Origin of the sequence: Pseudoalteromonas sp. S3431 (assembly GCF_000690035.1) — a bacterium.
GTDB classification, from domain to species: domain Bacteria; phylum Pseudomonadota; class Gammaproteobacteria; order Enterobacterales; family Alteromonadaceae; genus Pseudoalteromonas; species Pseudoalteromonas fuliginea.
Window position 1 is genome coordinate 60,332 of sequence record NZ_JJNY01000011.1, and the last position, 17,111, is coordinate 77,442.

Genomic DNA, 17,111 nt, shown 5'->3' on the forward strand with positions numbered 1-17,111 from the left:
GACTGTTTATTTTTCAAAATTTAAAATAAAAATATAAAAATTTAATTATTAACTACACGGGAAAATTAAATGAAAACTCAATTACGCAAAACAGCTCTTTCACTTGCTATTGCAGCATGTGTTGGTGTAAGTGGCGCTGCAATGGCTAACGAAACGACCTCTGCAATTAAAGGTCAAGTAATGGGGCCTAATGGCAACCCAGCAGCCGGCACTAAAGTAACAATTTTACACGTGCCTTCTGGATCAGTAAAAACAACTGAAGTAAATGACGCTGGTTATTTCACAGCCAAAGGCCTACGTGTTGGCGGTCCTTATAAAGTAATTGTTGATTCTGATGTATATGCAGACCAAGAATTCAATAACATTATTCTTAATATTGGTAACGACTACCCAGTAAACGTTTCTCTTGAGTCACAATCAAGCATGGAACAAATTGTAGTTTCTGGCGCGCCAATTAGCTCTATGTCTGGTGGTACTGGTCCGGCGTCTACATTTACGCTAACTGATCTTGAAAATACACCAGCTATTAACCGTGATTTAAAAGACATTATCCGTATTGACCCACGTATCACAATCGATGATAGCCGTGGTTCAATTAACTGTGGTGGTGGTAACCCTCGCTACAACAGCTTAACGCTAGACGGCGTTCGTATGAACGATAACTTCGGCTTAAGCTCAAATGGTTACCCAACTATTCGCGCCCCTTTCTCTTTTGATTCAATTGAACAAGTTTCAGCTGAACTTGCACCGTTTGACGTTCAATACGGTGGTTTTACATCGTGTAACATCAACGCAGTAACCAAATCTGGTGGCAATGATGTTCATGGCGCTGTTTTCTATGATTACACTAGCGACTCTTTCAAGGGTGATAAAATTGAAGGTGATGACGTTGATAACGGTAACTATACTGAAAAACGTTACGGCTTCAACGTAGGTCTTCCACTAATTGAAGATAAACTATTTTTATTCACTTCATATGAAAAACTTGAAGGCGTTCAACAGTTTAACTACGATGGTTTAAGCAGCGGTAGTGTAACTGCTGATGATATTTCTCGAATTCAGAGCATTTCTCAATCTGTTTACGGTTATGATGCCGGTGGTATGCCTTCAAGTATGCCTGTTGAAGATGAAAAAATACTAGTTAAACTAGATTGGAACATCAACGAAGATCACCGCGCAAACTTAATCTACAACTACAACGATGGTAATACTGTTTCACAGTCTGATACTGGCTCTAGCCGTGTATCACTATCTAACCACTTTTATGACCAAAGTGCAGAATTCACTTCAATCATTGCATCTGTTTACTCTGATTGGTCAGATGACTTCTCTACTGAAGTTCGAATTGGTAAATCTGAGCTTGATGCAACAGTACAATCACTAGATGCAGCAAGCAGCTTTGGTGAAATGCAAATTCGTACCGACGATGGTGGTACAGTTTATATTGGTCCAGATGATTCACGTCAATCAAATGACTTAGATTACGATACAACTACATTTAAAGTTGCAGGTACTTACTACCTTGATCAACATACAATTACTGCTGGTTATGAGTTCGAAGAGTTAGATGTATTTAACTTATTCGTTCAGCATACTGAAGGTGAATATCGTTTTGACTCAATAAATAATTTTGAGGCAGGTCTTGCCGACCGTATCTACTACAATAATGCGGCAGGTACGAATGATCCAAATGATGCTGCTGCGAGCTTTTCATACGCTCAACATACATTTTACGTGCAAGACGAGTACTCGTTCACTGATTTAGATGCAAACATCACGTTTGGTCTACGTTATGATAAATACACCAGTGATGATGCACCTAACTTAAATCAAAACTTTACTGATCGCTATGGCTACAGCAACCAAAGTACATTTGATGGTATTGATTTAATTCAACCTCGTGTAGGCTTCCAATGGTACGCTACAGACGCACTTGAAGTACGTGCAGGCGTTGGCTTGTTCTCAGGCGGTAATCCTAACGTTTGGTTATCAAATTCATATTCGAATGATGGTATAACAAACATTGGTACATTACTTCGCGATGACGATAATAAAATTGATTTATTCAATACAGCTAATGTAAATGCTGGTAAACCAGGTTTTGAAGTTCCTCAGCAATTATTTGATGAGGTTGGTAATACTGTAATCGGCTCAGGTGATTCAGCAACAAACGCTGTTGACCCAGACTTCGAAATTCCTTCAGAATGGAAGTATTCACTTGGTGCAACATACACAACTGAAAACGAGTATGTTATTTCACTTGATTACTTATACTCTAAGAAAAGAGACGCTGCATTAACGCGTGACATCGCTCTTCAAGATAGCGGCGAAAATACTTTTGACGGTCGCCCTATCTACGAGTCAATTGAAGGTCGCAAGGAGGAATACCTTCTTACAAATGTAACTGGTGATAGCGGTGATTCATCGGTTATCTCATTAGCGGTTAGCAAGATGTTTGATAATGGTGTGAGCGTAAACTTTGGTTATGCATACACAGATTCTGATGATGTTAACCCAATGACTAGCTCTACAGCAGGTTCTAACTACGGTAATATTGCGCTAACAGATCCAGGTAACCCAGGTGTTGCTTCATCTGATTACGAAATCCCACATCGTTTTACTATGACTCTTGGTTATAGTCATGAGTTTGTTGATGGATTTGCTACTCGCTTTAACCTATTCGGTGAAGCATATAAAGGCTTACCTTACAGCTACACATTTGATGGCAGTGATAGCAAATTCGGTGACTCAAACTGGAATGGCAACCGCCAGCTATTGTATGTTCCACTAGAAAACGATCCTAACGTTGTTTACGACATGAGTGCTGCTGATATCAATGAATTCAATGAATTTATTGCATCAAATGGTTTAAAACGTGGTCAAACGACTAGCCGTAACGCAGAGAACTCTGATTGGTTTGTTAAGTTTAACTTTAAAGTGACACAAGAGCTTCCAGGTTTTATGGAAGGTCACAAAGGTGAAGCATTCTTCGTAATTGATAACCTTACAAATCTGTTAAACGATGATTGGGGCGTACTTAAGAAAGGTCCTTTCGTAGGCGCTAGCATGATTTCAACATCAATTGATGAAGAAGGCCGCTACGTATACTCAGACTTTAACAAAAACAACGCAAATACATCAGTACAATCTGATGCGTCTTTATGGCAAATGCGTGTAGGTGTTCGTTACACTTTCTAATTTAGAATTGTAAACAAATACATTTTTTAAAAGCCCACTTTGTGGGCTTTTTTATGCTTTTAATTTATTATTTAACTTTTCAAAAATACTCACTAATACTCCGTATTCTTCGTTGGTTAAAGTGCTCAGTAATTGTTTTTCCCAATTCAGTGCATCGGGCGCTATATTTTCATATAAGCTTTGCCCTGCTTTGCTCAGTACAAGTAAGGCCGCGCGTTTGTCTTGTGCATTTAACTCACTTTTCACTAAACCTTTATCTATTAAAACTTTTACCGCACGCGACACTGTCGACTTATCCATGTTTGCTTGCGTGCATAAATCCTTTGCGTTGCTCTGGCCATACTGCGCTAAGTTAGCAAGTATTCGCCACTGGGGAATATTTAAACCGTACTTAGTTTGATAAACCTCGGCAAAGTCGTTACTTACACGTGTTGCTACATTCGTTAATTGATAAGGTAAAAACGTTGCTAAATCAATTTTCATTTTTGGTTATCCCAGCTTTATAAGGCTTACTTTGGTGTTCATTAATATTTACGCAGGTGCATACTTGCACATTTGATATTAGTCTCACTTGAGAGTATCTTAACTGAAATAAAAATAATATTAAACCAACCCCCTCTCACAGGAGTCAGTAATGGCGACACAATTAAGTTATATGACCGGTTTTGGTAATGAATTTGAAACACAAGCGCTACCCGGTGCACTGCCAATAGGGCAATTTAGCCCACAAAAGGTTAAATACGATTTATACACCGAGCAATTTAGTTCGACTGCGTTTACGGCTCCTCGCGCTTCAAATCGCCGCACTTGGTTTTACCGTCTTCGTCCGTCTGTAGTGCAAGGAGATTACCAAGCAATTGATAACGGCCTAATAAGAACAGCTCCAATCACTGAAGCCGTAACACCACCAACAATGCTACGTTGGAATCCTATTGATATGCCTTCACAGTCTACTGACTTTATTGATGGCTTGGTAACGATGGCAGCTAATGGCAATGCTAATGGGCAATCTGGTATTGGCATTCATGTATATGTCGCTAATCGGTCAATGCAAGGACGTTACTTTTGCAATGCCGATGGCGAAATGTTGTTTGTTCCTCAGCAAGGTGAGTTATTAATTCACACCGAGTGCGGTAAGTTAAGCATTAAGCCAGGTGAAATTGCTGTAATTCCCAGAGGAATTAAGTTCTCTGTTGATTTAATTGACGATACAGCCCGTGGTTATATTTGTGAAAATTATGGCCATGCTCTTGAGCTTGCCGAGCGAGGACCTGTTGGTGCAAACGGTTATGCCAACGACAGAGACTTTCAATACCCCGTTGCTGCCTTTGAAGATAAAGAAGGTGACTTTGAGCTTGTTTCTAAATTTAACGGTAATTTATTTAGCTGTGAAATTAAGCACTCTCCTTTTGATGTGGTTGCATGGACAGGTAATAGTGCGCCCTATAAATACGACTTATCGCGTTTTAATGTGATGAATACAGTGAGCTTTGATCACCCCGATCCATCTATATTCACTGTGCTAACCTCTCCTTCTGCTACTGAGGGTATGGCAAATGTCGATTTTGTGATATTTCCACCGCGTTGGATGGTAGCCGAAAATACATTTCGCCCGCCTTATTATCACCGCAATATTATGAGTGAATTTATGGGCTTGATTGAAGGTGTGTATGATGCAAAAGAGCATGGTTTTGTACCTGGTGGCGCAAGTTTACACAATTGTATGTCGCCACATGGACCTGAAGCCGACGTATTTGAAAAAGCCTCAAACGCTGAGCTTACACCACAAAAATACGAAAACACATTGGCCTTTATGTTTGAGTCGCGCTATATAATTTCACCGACAAAATATGCATTAGAAGGTAAAGAGCGCCAACTAAACTACACCGATTGCTGGCGTACTATTAAAAAACAATTTACAGGTTCACAGGATTAATTATGAAATTATACAGCTACTTTCGCTCATCAGCGGCTTATAGAGTGCGTATAGCGCTTAACTTAAAAGCAATCGATCATGAACTTGCTATTGTTAACCTTTTAAAATCGGAGCAGCTTGGGGAAGAATACTTAGCGGCTAATCCGCAAGGGTTACTACCTGCACTTGAAACCGATAATGGTGTTTTAGCACAATCGCTTGCAATACTGGAATGGCTAGATGAAACTTATCCGCAATCGCCATTAATTACAGGGACTGCGTGGCAAAAGGCGCAAATAAGAAACTTAAGCTTTGCCATTGCTTGCGATATTCATCCTGTTAATAATTTACGCGTGCTGAAGTATTTATCAAACGAATTAGGTGTTGATGACGAGGCTAAAAATAAATGGTATCGACATTGGATAGAAGTTGGTTTTGAAAAAATAGAACTGATGCTAAACGAAAATGATGGCTACTGCTTTGGTGACCAACCAACACTTGCTGACATTTGTTTAGTGCCGCAAGTATTTAATGCAATTCGTTTTAACGTAGATATGAGCGCTTATCCAAAAATTGCAGCCATTTACGAACACTGTAATAAATTAGCTGCATTTAATGACGCTGCACCGCAAAATCAACCCGATGCAAATTAAGCCAATTTAGATTAACTTTGTAGCGCGCTATGAATAACCGTAACGTGCTCAATTAAATCTAAGCCCAGATCAGTTAAATATCCGCCATCTGGGCTATCTATAATCCCTTTTTCAAATAAACGTTGCGCTGCGCTAAGTAAGCTTGGCTCTGCGTCTGAATGTAATTTAATACCTTGCATTTTACTGTCGCGAGGGAATTTTGCTAATAGTGTGAATTCTTCGATCATTGTTTGATTAAATTGCATTGTGTGCACCTTTTTATTGTTCTGTGAATAACTAAGTTTATAATTAAATCACTTTGTGTACTTTACACTAGCACGTTTTTTAGCTTAATGTATTATTTTTACCCCCTATTTAAAGGCCTCTAATGCGTAACTTTTTAATTCTATGTTTTTGTTTTAGCAGCTTATCGTATTCAATACTTAGTGAAGCAACAACGCTTAAAACCCATTCAATTATTGATGCAAACCAGTTTGTAAATGAAGAAGCTAACTGTTGGTATGACAACAAACGCTATAGCGAAGGGGCGTTAATACAAATTCACTCATTTACACTTTTGTGCGGTGCTAAAACACCCCAGCACAGTAACAGCCAACTCATTTGGCTTAAAATAGATAAACAAGGTAATGCTATTTACCCAACAGCTCCTAAAACAATCACTGTGAATTAGCGCTAAAAGCTGATTTGAGCTACAATGCACGCAGTTTAAATAAGTAGTATGGCTATGGATAATCAACCTAAAAACCCTTTACATGGGGTAACGTTAGAACAAATACTTGTTGAGTTAGAACAGCGACTTGGCTGGAGAACACTTGGCGAGCAAGTAAAAATCAAATGCTTTACTGATCAACCGAGCATTAAATCGAGTTTAAAGTTTTTGCGTAAAACGCCTTGGGCTCGCGATAAAGTGGAAGCACTTTATATTCACACTATAAATAACAAACCTATTCGTAGCCCAAAAAGTGCACCGAGAGAAACATCTTCTCAAGCGCCGGATACTACAGGGTTTGTTTGGCCATCAATTAAAAAATGATGTAAAAAAGGAGCTAATTTAGCTCCTTTTTTGATTGTAGCAAGCGCGATTTATTGTTCTTTACAAATCACATTTAATGAGGCTGGTTCAATAGTAATAACCAGTTTTTGAGCTGTTTTAACCTCACCGTCAAGTACATACTTAAGCTCTCCTTCGCCTGTAACCTCGATCCTTTTAGCATTTGTATGGTGCGAATTTATTGCTAAATGTGTTTGCGTTAAACTACTAAACATCAGTTCTGCAATACTTAGTACTGTAGTTGAATCTTCATTATTTGGTGTTAACCAATTTACATCGAGTAGTCCGTCACTATGATCAGGTTGCCCGCCACCTTGCGCCAATAACGTTGTAAAAGGCGCAGCATTAGCCACAATAAAGCTATTGGTGCAAATTTCTTGAGGTTCATTGTCATCAAGCTTTACGTTAAGTAACAATGATTTTTGCTCGTTAAAGGCTTGAAAAAAGCCGTTCAAATAAGCAAGTTGCCCTGATTTATTTTTGGATTTTCTATCTGCTTTTTCAATCATTGACTGCTCAAAGCCAATACCCGCAAGCAACAATACCAGTTCATTATTGCAATAAGCAGTATCTATTAAACTTGTTTGACCATTTATAATTAAATCACAAGCTTGTTCTACAGGAATAAATTTAGAGCTAATACCCATTAATACATGGGCTAGTGCATTCGCTGTACCCATTGGGATGATACCTAGTTTACATCGTGTATTTACAAGTATGCTTGCAACTTCTGCTACGGTACCATCGCCACCACACGCTATTATAATATCTGGATTTTGCGCAATTGCCTGTTTAGCAAGCTCAATACCATTAACCTCTTTTGAAGTAGTAAGCACTTTCAAATCGTAATAGGTCGATAGCCGCGCAACAATTAAATGCTCTTTTTCTTGCCATAATCGTGTACCAGATACAGGGTTTGCAATTAAAACGGCTTTGTTTTTAATCAGCAGTTCGCCTTTTTTATGGCGTTTAGCTAGATGACGAAGCTGATGCTTATTTAAGTTTGCGGTTTCGCGGGTTTCTTTTATTTGTGCAAGCACTTCATGTACATCTGCATTTTTATTTTGACTCAATAAATAAGCCGCCATAACAAAAACTGAACGCCCACGCCCTAAAGCGCAATGTACAACAACGCGATGATTTTCTTTAATATGGTGATGTATCCAATTAATAGCCTGATTTAACTGCGAATGGGTAGGAATACTATGATCGAGTACCGGAATATTTAAGTAATCAATACTTTCTTGCGTAGAGCTCCATTCGAGGCCGTCAAATTCACACGTTACATCTAAAATAGCCGTGATCCCGTTACTTTTTAATGTATCTATATCTGAGGGGAATAATCGGCAAGCTAAAAATAGATTTTCGTTTATTTGTTGAATGGGCGGTACTTTATCGCGCTTACGTGACCAAGCATTATAGATTTGTACACCAAGCAGAAATGGCACAAACGCCCAGCGTATATAAAAAGGGATCACCCCATTTTCACGTTTTCTAAATATTTTTGCTGTATTAAAAATATACGCGGTACTCACTAATAAAAGTGACAGTGCAGTCCAATAAAAAACAATAGCAAAATAAACAGAGTCCACTTCCCAACCAATAAAAATAAGCAGTAGTGCTAAAAGTGAATAACCAATTGCAGCCCACATAATTTCTCCTTGTTATAAATAATCCCGTTTTTTAATCTTAATTTAAACGGCTGTATAAATTATTTTGCAAGTATCACGCCATATAAAAAACACTTAAAACTCAAAAATATATCTTAACCAACTGATATTTAAAATAATAAAATACACTCCCTCAAGTGAACTCATTCTTTGTGCACTTTTTACAGACATGTGAATAAATTATACCTACATGTTTAGTTTCAATATCTTAACGGTTGTCGCTTGTATTAACGTATAACTCAGCCAGTATAAATAACTTGAACTCTGGAAAATAAATGGTAAGAGAAAAATAAATATGGTTCAGTACGTTAGTAATTCTCTTAACCAAAATTCAAGTTGAATAGCAATTTTTGCCTCCAAATCACCATTTCAACCGTTTACTCAATGATAATAAGAAAACAGGACCACTGTGGATAACGATACCCAACGTCCTCTTTTTAGCGCAAAAGAGCAAGGAGATACTAATGGACAAATTTGTGGGCTAAAATAAAAAAGCTAGCCAAGGTATTGGCTAGCTTACTTTTAGTCATCTATTTTTAACGTTACTGAGCTTTATCAAATGGCATCAGTAATGTTTTCATCGCAGGGCGAAGCGCTATAAGTACCGTTTCTTCGGTTAGTTCAGGGTAAAGTAACTTTCTGAGTAATAACCCTGCCATCATCGAAAATATAACATTAATTCGGCTTTCAAGTTCAAGCTCATCAATGTCTTTGAGCGCACTTCGCTCGCTTGTTAAAAGCTGCCTCATGCGCCCTCTTGCTTGAATATCAGTTTCGCGCAAAAGAGTAGCGACTTTCATATTACGACCTGCTTCTGCCATCATGTCTAAATCAATAACACACGAGCCCGTATCCATGTGTCGTTGCACACCAATATTTAAGCCATCTAAAAGAGCTGCTAAAACATCACCGGGGTGATCTTCAAACTTTTGAAAGATAGAGAACATTTCTTCCATATCTTTTTCAATAATGCTTTCTATAATGGCTTCTTTGCTTTCAAAGTAATTATAAATATGGCCTGCACTCATCCCTGCCGTTTTAGATATTTCTGCCATACCTGCACCGTGGTAACCTTTACGGCGAAAACACTCTGCAGCAGCTGTTAAAATTTGCTCACGCCTAGCAAGTGCTATCGCGGGATCTGTTTGCCTTTTTGCTTTAGGCTTCATGTTCAACTCCACTACCAAGTCATAAACTCAGTAAAGCAAGAGCTATAAATAGTCTCGCCATATAAATATGTAATGCGGCTTTAAAAGCCGCAAATATTATTTCTCTTCCTGAGTTGTTTCACTGGCTACATTCCATCCGCCACCAAGCGCTTTGTACAAGTTAATTTGACTCGCAAGATACGCTTGCTGACCCGCAATTAACTGCTGCTCAGCGCCGTACCACGTACGCTGAGCATCAAGTACTTGCAAGTAGCTATCTGCGCCTTTTTCGTAACGCATTTTTGATAAATCAAACGTGATTTGTCGGCTACTTATAAGCATATCAAGGGCACTTAATTGCTCTTGGTAACCTTCTCTATCAGCAAGTGCATCGGCAACTTCGCGAAACGCATTTTGAATTTTTTGCTGATACGTTGCCACTGCAATTTCTTGATCTGCTTTTGCTACATCAAGATTTGCTTGGTTACGTCCCATATTAAAAATAGGTAAGCTAATTGTCGGCACAAAACTCCATGTACCTGAGCCTGAATCAAACAAGCCACTTAAGTCACTTGAAGCAGACCCCGCATTGGCTGTTAAGCTTATGCTTGGATAAAACGCCGCACGAGCAATACCAATATTGGCATTAGCAGCAAGCATTAAGTGCTCAGCGGCTTTAATATCAGGGCGCTGTGATAACAAGTCAGACGGTAAACCAACGGGTACTTCTGGCATACTGATCAAGTTAGTCAGGTCTTTATTAGGCAGTAAATCAGCTGAAACAGATTTACCAACTAATAAATCTAAGGCACTTTTATCACGCTTTAACAAACGTTTGTACGTTGCTATGTCTACTTTTGCTGTAGCAACTGTACTTCTAAGCTGCTCAAGGGTAATTGAAGAAGCTGCACCTAAATCAAAGCTTTTTTGCGTAAGCGATAATGACTCTTGCTGAGAAGTCAGCGTTTCTTTTGCAAGCTCTAACAGTTGTAAATCCGTCGCGTAATTGAGCCATGCATTTGCCAACTCTGAAATTAACGACACTTGCGTGCTGTATTGGCTAAGCTCTGTAGAGTATAAATTTTGCAGGGCTTGCGCTGATTGGTTACGCACTTTGCCCCAAATATCTAACTCGTAGGAGGTAATACCCACTGTTGCACTGTACTGCGAGCTAATAGTAGCATCGCCAGTCCCCGCTAAATCAGCAGGTAAGCGCTGACGCGTACCTGATGCGTTTAAATCAAGAGACGGATACAAAGCAGAGTCTTCAATTTGATACAAACCACGCACACGCTGCACATTAAGCACTGCAATTTGCATGTCTTTATTATGCTCAAGGCTTTGGCTAATTAACGTTTGTAGTTTTTCATCATTAAAAAACTGCTGCCAATTTAATTGCTGCGCAGCGCTTTGCGCAGTACCTGATGCATAAGCATCAGATACTGGTAGCACAAGGTCTTTTTGCTCTGGCGCTAATTGACAACCGCTTAGCACCAATAAAGCAATTGCACTTAGGCTGAATGTTTTAATGCTCATTCTGCGCTCTCCTTTGTTGTTTCGTTAGTTTTACCAGGAAATATACGGCGAACTAACACAAAGAATAACGGTACAAATACAACAACTAATATTGATGATGCGAGTGTGCCGCCAATAATCGAAATACCTAACGCATTCTGCGCACCAGAGCCCGCACTTGAGGCTATTGCTAGTGGTAAAACACCACAAATAAAGGCCATCGAAGTCATGAGTATTGGGCGCAAACGTAAGCGTACAGCTGCAATAGCAGCATCAACTAAACCAAGCCCTTCTTCCATTTTATGAATCGCAAACTCAACAATGAGTATTGCATTTTTAGATGCCAAACCAATGGTGGTCAACAAGCCTACCTGCAAGTAAATATCGTTAGATAAACCACCAGCGAGTGCCGCCATAATCGCACCAAATATACCCAGTGGTACAATCATCATTACCGCAAATGGTACCGACCAACTTTCATAAAGCGCGGCTAAACATAAAAATACAAACAAGAGCGATAAGCCATATAATAAGGGTGCTTGACCACTACTTGAGCGCTCTTGGAATGAAATACCGGTCCACTCAGACGAAATACCATTAGGCAGCTGTTTAACTAATCGCTCCATTTCATCCATTGCTTGTCCCGTGCTGTAACCAGGCGCTGCACTACCTTGAATTTCCATTGCTGAAAAACCATTGTAACGCTCTAAGCGTGGTGAACCGTATGTCCAAAACGAGCTAGCAAAAGCTGAAAACGGCACCATGTCGCCATTATCATTGCGCACATACCACTTGTTTAGATCCTCAGGCACCATACGCGATTGCGCATCACCTTGTAGGTATACTTTCTTCACGCGACCACGGTCTATAAAGTCATTTACATAACTACTCCCCCAAGCAGTGGCAAGCGTGCTGTTTATATCGCCTTGTGAAACACCAAGTGCTTCAGCTTTAGCTAAATCTACATCAAGTTGAAGTTCTGGCATGTCTTCTTGTCCATTTGGACGTACGCCCGCTAAAATTGGGCTTTGGCTCGCCATACCTAATAATTGGTTTCTTGCCGCTAATAAATCATCATGTCCAAGGCCAACACGGTCTTGTAAAAAGAGAGTAAAGCCATTGGCCGTACCCAGCTCAACAATTGCCGGCGGTGGAAATGCAAAGACAAAGGCTTCTTTTATTGTTGAAAAGTAGCCCATTGCTTTACCTGCAACCGCTTTAACAGATAAATCATCTCGCTGACGCTCATCCCAATGCTTAAAGTTAACAAACGCAATCGCTGAGTTTTGGCCAGAACCTGCAAAACTAAAACCAGTCACGGTAAAAATACCGTTTACTGCTTCGGATTGATCATTTAAGAAATGGTTTTCTACTTTTTTAACAACCTCAAGTGTTTCTTGTGTTGTAGAGCCTGCCGGTAATGACACTTGGTTAAACAAAATACCTTGGTCTTCGTCAGGCAAAAATGCCGTTGGTAAGCTTGAGAATACATAAACCATGCCGCCCACAATCACGCCATAAATAAGCAGATAGCGCTTAGAGTGCGTAAGCATACGGCCCACAAAACTTTGTGCACCTGAGTTTGTTTTATCAAAACCACGGTTAAAGCCTGTAAAAAATCGGCCAAATAACGTGTTATTGTTATGTACATGGCTTGGTTTTAAAAGCGTTGCACACAATGCAGGTGTTAAAATTAGGGCCACTAAAACCGATAACCCCATCGCAGATACAAGTGTTATAGAAAATTGACGATAAATAATCCCAGTAGAGCCGCTAAAGAACGCCATTGGTATAAATACCGCAGAAAGTACCATGGCAATACCGACCAACGCGCCTTTAATTTCATCCATAGATTTACGCGTAGCTTCAAGTGCCGATAGCTTCTCTTCGGTCATTAAGCGCTCAACGTTTTCGACTACAACAATCGCATCATCCACAAGTAAGCCTATGGCAAGTACCATCGCGAACATGGTTAACGTATTGATTGAATAACCAAATGCGTACAAAATACCAAACGTACCAAGCAATACCACAGGCACGGCAATGGTCGGAATAAGCGTTGCTCGGAAGTTTTGTAAAAACAAATACATGACGACAAATACTAAAATAACCGCTTCAATAAGCGTATGAACTACTTTTTCAATTGATAAAGATACAAATGGTGTGGTGTCATAGGGTACAACTACATCTAACCCTTCAGGAAAATAAGGTTTTAACTCTTCAATTGCGGCTTTAACGCCTGCCGCTGCATCAAGTGCATTCGCGCCACTGGCCAATTTAATACCTAAACCCGAAGCAGGTTGTCCATCGTAGCGTGCTACAACACGGTAGCTTTCGCCACCCAACTCTACACGTGCAACATCCTCAAGGCGGACAAAAGAGCCATCAGGATTTGTTTTTACTAAAATATTCTCAAACTGCTCGACCGTTTGTAAACGACTTTGCGCTGTCACCGTTGCATTAAGTTGCTGCCCAGCAACTGATGGCATCCCTCCTAATTGCCCCGCAGATACTTGTGCATTTTGCGCGCTAATTGAGGCGCTAATATCCGCTGGCGTTAGTTTGTAATTTTGCAGTTTTGAAGGGTCTAACCAAATTCGCATAGCGTATTGTGAGCCAAATAATTGCACTTCACCTATGCCTTCAACACGTGAAACAATATCTTGCACGTTTGATGATACATAATCACCAATATCGATGTTGGTCATACTGCCATCTTTAGACACAAAACCTAATACCATCAAAAAGTTACGCGCAGACTTTGCAACAACGACACCTTGCCTTTGTACTTCTTCAGGTAAAAGTGGTGTTGCTGTCGCTAATTTATTTTGCACTTGAACTTGTGCAATATCAGGGTCTGTTTCGGCGCTAAACGAAAGAGTAAGCGTTGCTGAACCGCTCGATTCAGACGTTGATGACATATAAAGTAAGCCATCAAGCCCCTTCATTTTTTGCTCTATAACTTGCGTAACCGTATCTTCAAGCGTACGTGCAGATGCACCAGGGTACGTTGCCGTAATACTAATTGCTGGCGGTGCAATTGACGGATACTGTGCAATTGGCAAGCTTTGTATAGCCAAAATACCTGCTAGCATCACTACTATTGCCAGTACCCATGCAAAAATGGGCCTGTCGATAAAAAATCGTGACATTACAACTCTCCGTTATTGCGCTTTATCAGCTTTTGTAGATGACTGAATTTCAGAAGGACTCACTGGCGCACCCGGGCGAATTTTTTGTAAGCCTTCTACAATTAATTTATCGCCATCACTTAGGCCATCAGTAACAAGCCAATCTGAACCAACGGTTCTATCCACTTTTAACACGCGACTTTCTACTTTATTGTCTTTACTGACAACCATTGCTGTTGGCTCGCCTTTGTTGTTACGGCTTACACCGCGTTGCGGTACTAAAATCGCATCCGCTTTAACGCCTTCAACAATAGATGCACGTGCATACATGCCTGGTAATAATAGCTTTTCAGGGTTAGGGAACTTAGCGCGCAAAGTTACAGAGCCGGTACTTGGGTCAACAGTCACTTCTGAGAACTGCAACGTTCCTTTGTGAGAATACGCCGATCCATCTTCCATTATTAATTCAACATCTGTTTGGCTGTTTGCATCAATACCTAAACGGCCAGATGCAATCGCTTTTTTAAGTTGCGTCAACTCATTGCTCGATTGTGTTAAATCAATATAAATTGGGTCTAATTGAGTCACTGTAGCAAGTGCTGTACTTTGATTTGCACTTACTAGTGCACCCACTGTTACGCTTGATTTACTAATTTGGCCACTAATAGGGGAAGACACATGGCTGTAATCAAGGTTAATTTGTGCTGATTTTAACTGGGCTTTAGCCGTTAATAATTCAGCATTTGCTTGTTTGTACGCAGCATCCGCTTCGTCAAAATCTTGTTGACTCACTGCTTTGATTTTTAAGAGTTCGCCGTAACGTGATGCTTTTGATTTAGAGCTGGCGATGCTTGCCTCTGCGCGTGCAACGCTCGCTTCACTTGCTGCAAGGTCTGCTTCAAATGTAGCTGGGTCTATTTGATACAGTGCTTGGCCTTGCTTAACCTCTTTACCTTCGACAAATAAACGAGATTGCACAATACCACTTACTTGTGGGCGAATTTCAGCAATTTGAAATGCACTGATACGCCCAGGAAGTTCTTTTTTGAGAGTAAGCGCTTGGCTTTTTAATGTCAGTACACCCACTGGCACAGCTTGAGGAGCTGAAGCTTGTGACTGCTCAGTTGCTTGGTCACAACCAGTTAAAGCAACAGAACCTACGAGGGCGGACAATACAAATAAAGCGATGCGGGAACGCTGCATGTTAAATACCTTTTAGTTTAGAGTGAACGATCATTCTAAATTAAAACGCGCTGAGAATGAATCTTAATTAGAAGAAATTTACACAAACTTACACTCCTCAGTACAATATACGTCTTAGGTTGCATTTAATGTTAATTAGATGAAAATAGAATCAAGACTGTATGAAAATAAAACAAATGAACATATTGAAATAATATCTCATTTTAGAAACGGAGTGTTTAACAGACACAAAAAAGCCAAGCAAATACACAGCTTGGCTATTTATATAAAAACTAAAGCGCACCTTATTTTAAAGGATATTAGCACTGTGCTAAGTAATAACTCTTGAAACTAATAACTGCTCTACCCTAATACCCTCTACATCAACCACTTCGAATTTAAAGCCTGAAAAGGTTAAATGTTCCGCACGCTTGGGTATTCGCTTCATATTGTAAATTAAAAAGCCTGCAACGGTTTCATAGTGCATTTGCTCAGGAAACTCTTCTATGTCCAGCAGTTTTGCTAAATCGCTAATCGGAGTTAAACCATCAACTAACCAAGAGTCTTGATCGCGTTCTATAATTAATTCATCGCCTTGGTGAGTTATTAAATCCCCCATAAAGCCTTTCATTAAGTCTTTTACCGTAACGATACCGACCGATAAAGCGTATTCATTAACAACAACGGCAAACGGTTTGGCTGCACTTTTAAAGGCATTTAATGCTTCTGATAGGCTTAATGTCTCGGGTAAATAAAAAACATCTTTATCAATCAACTCATCATTTATATTGGCTGCTTCACCTTTTAATACTTGTCGTAAAATATCTTTTGATTCAACAGAGCCATGTAACTTATCTAAGCTCCCTGACACCACTAAAAAGTGATTATGAGGATGATCAATAATTTTAGTCGCAATATCATGACTCGATTCGTTTAAATCAAAATAGACAATTTGGTCGCGTGGCGTCATTACACTTGATAAAAACCGCGCTTCTAAATCAAACACATTGCCTATTAATTCATACTCTTGCTTTTGCAAGCTTCCGTATGCAGCACCTGCATCCATCATCGCAACAATATCTTCAGTTGTTACATTGTCTTCCCGCTCTGCGGGTACTTTAAATAAGCGCAGTACAAAGTTAGTTACACCATTAAAAAACATCACTAACGGGGTTAAGGCAAAGGTCACCCAACGCATTATAGTCACCACTCTCACAGCGACTGCTTCTGGCATGATCATCGCTAAGCGTTTGGGCATTAAATCGGCGAACAAGATAAACAGAGATGTAATAGTAAAAAATGAGAATAAAAAGCTAATTTTTTCTAAGTGTGCACCTTGATAAAAAAGCACTAAAACACTTTCAACATAAGGCGATAAAGCCTGCTCGCCCACAATACCACCCAAAATCGCAATCGCGTTGAGTGCAATTTGAATCATGGCAAAAAAAGCCCCTGGATTCTCTTGTAGCTTTAATACCGCTGCAGCTTTTATATTTCCTTCATCTGCCATTACTCGCAGTTTTATTTTACGCGACGCCGCAATTGCTATTTCTGACATAGCAAACAACGCACTGATCAAGATCAATAAGCTAATCCCGATTAAATCACCCATTTAACGCTCCAAAAAAGTTAGTGCTTTTGAAACAAA

The 17,111-nt window shown here is 39.8% G+C and carries 13 protein-coding genes; 5 read left to right on the forward strand and 8 right to left on the reverse strand.

The features are described from left to right. Positions 1 to 69 precede the first annotated feature (69 nt). Complete coding sequence (locus DO88_RS15335) at positions 70 to 3,198, forward strand: TonB-dependent receptor (protein ID WP_007375547.1); 3,129 nt, start codon at positions 70 to 72, stop codon at positions 3,196 to 3,198. Positions 3,199 to 3,249: 51 nt separating this feature from the next. Here DO88_RS15335 and DO88_RS15330 read toward each other — a convergent pair whose 3' ends face one another. Further along, the gene (locus DO88_RS15330) at positions 3,250 to 3,681 is read right to left on the reverse strand and encodes a MarR family winged helix-turn-helix transcriptional regulator (protein ID WP_007375548.1); all 432 of its coding nucleotides are present in this window, start codon (positions 3,679 to 3,681) and stop codon (positions 3,250 to 3,252) included. Positions 3,682 to 3,832: 151 nt separating this feature from the next. Between DO88_RS15330 and hmgA the strand changes: the two genes are divergently transcribed. Further along, positions 3,833 to 5,134 carry a homogentisate 1,2-dioxygenase gene (hmgA, locus tag DO88_RS15325; protein WP_007375549.1) on the forward strand — a complete coding sequence of 434 codons (1,302 nt, stop codon included), beginning with the start codon at positions 3,833 to 3,835 and terminating at the stop codon, positions 5,132 to 5,134. A gap of 2 nt (positions 5,135 to 5,136) precedes the next feature. Then, positions 5,137 to 5,766 (forward strand): maleylacetoacetate isomerase, encoded by a 630-nt coding sequence (gene maiA, locus DO88_RS15320; RefSeq protein WP_033038157.1) that lies wholly within the window; start codon positions 5,137 to 5,139, stop codon positions 5,764 to 5,766. An 11-nt stretch (positions 5,767 to 5,777) separates the two neighbouring features. On the opposite strand, the gene DO88_RS15315 is transcribed toward maiA, so the two are convergent. Then, positions 5,778 to 6,011, reverse strand: coding sequence for a TIGR02647 family protein (locus DO88_RS15315; protein WP_007375551.1), 234 nt, complete (start codon positions 6,009 to 6,011; stop codon positions 5,778 to 5,780). A 122-nt stretch (positions 6,012 to 6,133) separates the two neighbouring features. Here DO88_RS15315 and DO88_RS15310 point away from each other — a divergent pair, with 122 nt between their 5' ends. Beyond that, positions 6,134 to 6,436 (forward strand): DUF1496 domain-containing protein, encoded by a 303-nt coding sequence (locus tag DO88_RS15310; RefSeq protein WP_033038158.1) that lies wholly within the window; start codon positions 6,134 to 6,136, stop codon positions 6,434 to 6,436. Positions 6,437 to 6,490: 54 nt separating this feature from the next. Beyond that, positions 6,491 to 6,799, forward strand: a complete 309-nt coding sequence (locus tag DO88_RS15305) for a VF530 family DNA-binding protein (RefSeq protein WP_033023078.1) — start codon at positions 6,491 to 6,493, stop codon at positions 6,797 to 6,799. A 50-nt stretch (positions 6,800 to 6,849) separates the two neighbouring features. Here the strand turns inward: DO88_RS15305 and DO88_RS15300 are convergent, their stop codons facing one another. The 6 genes from DO88_RS15300 to DO88_RS15275 form a co-directional block, all read right to left on the reverse strand. Next, positions 6,850 to 8,469 carry a diacylglycerol kinase family protein gene (locus DO88_RS15300; protein ID WP_033038159.1) on the reverse strand — a complete coding sequence of 540 codons (1,620 nt, stop codon included), beginning with the start codon at positions 8,467 to 8,469 and terminating at the stop codon, positions 6,850 to 6,852. Between the two features lie 560 nt (positions 8,470 to 9,029). Further along, the gene (locus DO88_RS15295) at positions 9,030 to 9,656 is read right to left on the reverse strand and encodes a TetR/AcrR family transcriptional regulator (protein ID WP_033029791.1); all 627 of its coding nucleotides are present in this window, start codon (positions 9,654 to 9,656) and stop codon (positions 9,030 to 9,032) included. Between the two features lie 96 nt (positions 9,657 to 9,752). Further along, positions 9,753 to 11,171, reverse strand: a complete 1,419-nt coding sequence (locus DO88_RS15290) for an efflux transporter outer membrane subunit (RefSeq protein WP_033038160.1) — start codon at positions 11,169 to 11,171, stop codon at positions 9,753 to 9,755. After that, positions 11,168 to 14,302 carry an efflux RND transporter permease subunit gene (locus DO88_RS15285; RefSeq protein WP_033038161.1) on the reverse strand — a complete coding sequence of 1,045 codons (3,135 nt, stop codon included), beginning with the start codon at positions 14,300 to 14,302 and terminating at the stop codon, positions 11,168 to 11,170. Before DO88_RS15285 ends, DO88_RS15290 begins: the two co-directional genes overlap by 4 nt. 12 nt (positions 14,303 to 14,314) lie before the next feature. After that, positions 14,315 to 15,484 carry an efflux RND transporter periplasmic adaptor subunit gene (locus tag DO88_RS15280; RefSeq protein ID WP_007375558.1) on the reverse strand — a complete coding sequence of 390 codons (1,170 nt, stop codon included), beginning with the start codon at positions 15,482 to 15,484 and terminating at the stop codon, positions 14,315 to 14,317. Between the two features lie 310 nt (positions 15,485 to 15,794). Continuing rightward, the gene (locus DO88_RS15275; protein WP_007375560.1) at positions 15,795 to 17,075 is read right to left on the reverse strand and encodes a hemolysin family protein; all 1,281 of its coding nucleotides are present in this window, start codon (positions 17,073 to 17,075) and stop codon (positions 15,795 to 15,797) included. Positions 17,076 to 17,111: the final 36 nt, after the last annotated feature.